We start from the raw sequence: 3,567 nt of genomic DNA on the forward strand, positions 1-3,567 counted from the left end.
TTTTCCAGTGGCGATAGTACCAGCCTTCCTCTTTGGGAAACTTGTCCATGTCCGCCCTGATGGAAGCCGGACAATCACCGAGGATCCTGCAACGGTTTATGTATTTCTGATAAATGTAATGGCTCGGCACATCGCCGTTTAAAGTCCAGAGCGTTTTAGGATTATCAGCCGAAGCTTGCCGCGCAAAACACTCATCGATAAACTGCTCATGCGCGTTGTTAACCTCGTCAACCAAAATAACACCGAGGGTTTTCCCGAGAATTTTTTTCCAATGGCTGGCCATAGCAAATCCGCAAAGCAACACCCGTTTGACTTTCGGTTTTCCGGGGATATCACATTTTACCTTCAGGTAGTAGCCGCCGAACTCTTCTTTTTCGCGGTCGCAGTATGTAGGATAGCAGATCTCCAACCCAAAATCTGACTGAAGGATATTATCACGGACAGCGTCTAAATCTTGAGCTGCTATCAAATGCAAACGCTCATTAGAATCCTGGACCGCTTCGAAAAATGCTTGAATCGCAGTTACGGTCTTTTGGGATCGTATAGAACCTTCAAAAACAAAAAGCCTGCATTTCGGATGTAGGAACACGGCCATGGCATCTAGGTAAGCGTCGTTGATGATGAAATCTTTTATCATGCTCCCTCACCTGCTTCTTTTTCTGGATTATTGGTTATGCTTTCATCCTCATCGTTAAATCCAGGGACTATGCGACTTTTAAGCGCCTCAAGCGTGATCTGATGCATGTCAGCTTGCTTTTCTTCAGCATCGTTCTTTTCGACGATATAGCGATCATCGTTTTTCCATCTGTTGGGTTTGCGGTTCTTGAGCCAGAATATTTGAGCTGTCGTATCGGGCGGATAATAGATTTCTTCGTCGACGTATTCGATTTCATCCCAGTCCTCGCCGCGTCTCAGTCGAACCGGTTTCCGAATCGTTTCTTTAAACCCGAGCGCCTTTTTCAGCAAAGCTTGCTCGACTTTGTAGTCAACGACCTCTTTCCCATTTTTGAGGGCGTCGGCAAAGTCGGGGAACCTTTTCTTCCAGTCATAGATTGTTGTCCGCTGGATTCCGATTTTCCCTGCAATTTCTTCGTCGGTTAGGCCATCTCTTGCCCATCCGTTGACAAGCGCCAATCCTTCTTCGGAAATCCAATAGACATATTTATCCCTGGTTCCCTTACGCTTTTTTGAAGTTTTAGGTATTGGCGCCTTGTTCTTTGTTTCCTGTTTTTTTTTATCCGGATTTGCCACTTGTATCACCTTATAAGAGTAATTACTTAATAAATATAGACTTAATATATATATAGACTTAATAGATAATAAGAGTAATAATCTAATTAAAAAGCACTCAGTATATATCTCTTATATATACTAAGTGCTTTCACTTAAGAATTGGGGATGTATTGGTGTATAAATCACTCTTAAAAATAAGAGAGTGATTTCAGGCAAACACTCAGCATTAGGCGGAGGTTATAGGAGGTTATACTGAGTGTTTGAAATATATTGTGGAAGGGGCGCAAACGCATTGAAGCATACGCTTGCAGTTTACACTATATCAAAGTGAAGTGTTAGATTTCAACCCCGAATTGTTAGGTTTTCCCATTTTTTCTATGATTTTTGTGTTGATATAGCGAATATAACTGTAATTATAGCGTACTTTTTCTCCATATGCATTGAAGCGTCTGAGCCTCTTATGAATCTTTTTGAGCGATTCGTTTTTTATGTGCCGATGATAGAAGACTCTTAATTCGAGGTTCCTCGGATTCAATTCAAGACACTCACGAACAATGCTTTCGATCTCGCCTTTGTTCCTCTTCTTATCGTTAAGTTGATTCTTCAGCTGCTTGATTTCGGCGACCAAATCCTCGAGCTCTTTAAAGAGTTCGTGAACATTTTCAACGTATCCATTTGATCTGATGACCCTGTCATACTGCTGGGCTTGCACGTCCTTTGGACCTTTGATGAGCTCGTCCAGCCTTTTCTCCTTTTGCTCTATTAATTTACTAATACTATATATCTGTTGTTTTAGTGTATTATATACATAATATATATTAACATCATCATCTAGTACAGTTATAGTATTATACTTAATAGGCTTGTTTTCAATCGGAAGATCCATTCACTTGCCCCCTTCATAAGAATTTATCAGCGAAAAATATCACAACAAACAACACTATTGCTAATACTAATCCTAACCACCAGCCGAGATCGTCTTTGTTGTCTTTCATGATGTTTTCTCCCTCAACACAACGACCTCAACTTGCGGTTTCTTTATCTGCTTGCTGATTTTGCAAGCAACATCATAGCAATAACCTCTAGCAAATTCCCTGACGCCTGTCCATATCGGACGACCATTGACAAAATCTTCAACATAGATCCTGCTATCTTTTCTGCGGATTGCAAATTCTAAATTGTACATGGCATCACTCCTCGCCCTATTTTTCATTCTGAGTTTTAACTTGTTGTTCGGCAATCATAATATCACCTCAAAAAAATTCCTTGAATACCGCTTCCAAAACTTGAACAACAATAGAATTCCCTGCTTGCTTGTAAAGCTGGGAATTGGAATTAACTTTCTCAGCTTTATCAAAATCTTCATCCGAAAAACCCATTAATCTCCAACATTCTTTTGGAGTAACTTTGCGAATTCGATAAAACATATTACCAACTTTTATAAATGCTCTATTAAATTCATCAATATAAATATTTTTATAAAATTGTTTTAATTTTGATATGTTACAAATTTCCTTCTTTACTGCTATTGCAGTTACAGTGCCATGATTTTCCATAACAGTAGGAGCAATTCCGTTTATATCAACTATTCTGCTTGCATTATGACCGCTTGGCGAATAATTGCCTTTTACAACAACACCAATATCATCTGAAGTTGTTTTAAATGTAGGAGATAAACCTATATTATCTTTAATAAAATTATCAGAAGGCCTATTGCCAGGGCTGCCTGTTAAAGTGTATGAAATACTTTGTTTTAATGGATTAATAGGCCTAAACTTATCAGCTCTGACAAACTCGTTTCTGTTAGTAACATCCGTCAAGCTTTTCAACATTTTATCTGATAAATAATACTTCTCATCAACTTCATCTTCTAAAAAATCTTTTAGTCTATATTTAAGCTTTTGTTTTCTAGGAAATTCATAATAATAATCTCCCAATAGGCTTACCATAAAACATCGGTTTCTATTTTGAGGTATTCCGTAATCTTTAGCATTCAGCAATTTAAAATAATTTGAATAACCTAACTTTTCTAAAAACAGTTGCCATTCCCGGAAGTCTTTGAAATGTTTTTTGTTGATGACTTGTGGAACATTCTCCATAAGAAGAATTTGAGGAAGCTCTTTGCATTCTTTCAAAAGTCTTTCTACTTCCCATAACAACCCACTTCTAGTTCCGCTGCCTTTTTTCATACCGGCACCTTTACCTGCTAGACTTAAATCTTGACAAGGAAAAGAATAAGTCATTATGTAATCATACTTATCCGTTTCTACAATCCCTAAATCTTTAGCAGTAATCTTAGTAATATCCAAAGGCTCAAAATTAGTGCCATGAATA

Annotated in this window: 5 protein-coding genes; all 5 read right to left on the reverse strand. The window is 38.0% G+C overall.

Features of this window, described 5'->3' with window-relative positions; translation table 11 throughout:
* Positions 1 to 637, reverse strand: a 637-nt coding sequence (locus VIL26_07595; GenBank protein HEY8390790.1) for a hypothetical protein, incomplete at its 3' end; no start/stop codon positions are given.
* Positions 634 to 1,251, reverse strand: coding sequence for a helix-turn-helix domain-containing protein (locus VIL26_07600; GenBank protein HEY8390791.1), 618 nt, complete (start codon positions 1,249 to 1,251; stop codon positions 634 to 636). The genes VIL26_07600 and VIL26_07595, both read right to left, overlap by 4 nt.
* A gap of 304 nt (positions 1,252 to 1,555) precedes the next feature.
* The gene (locus VIL26_07605; protein ID HEY8390792.1) at positions 1,556 to 2,119 is read right to left on the reverse strand and encodes a hypothetical protein; all 564 of its coding nucleotides are present in this window, start codon (positions 2,117 to 2,119) and stop codon (positions 1,556 to 1,558) included.
* 105 nt (positions 2,120 to 2,224) lie between these two features.
* Entirely contained in the window at positions 2,225 to 2,419 is a 195-nt protein-coding gene (locus VIL26_07610; protein ID HEY8390793.1) for a hypothetical protein, read from the reverse strand.
* A 67-nt stretch (positions 2,420 to 2,486) separates the two neighbouring features.
* Positions 2,487 to 3,567: DNA (cytosine-5-)-methyltransferase (dcm, locus tag VIL26_07615; GenBank protein HEY8390794.1), on the reverse strand; the 1,081-nt coding region annotated here is incomplete at its 5' end.

This window comes from Clostridia bacterium (assembly GCA_036562685.1).
Lineage (GTDB): Bacteria > Bacillota > Clostridia > Christensenellales > DUVY01 > DUVY01.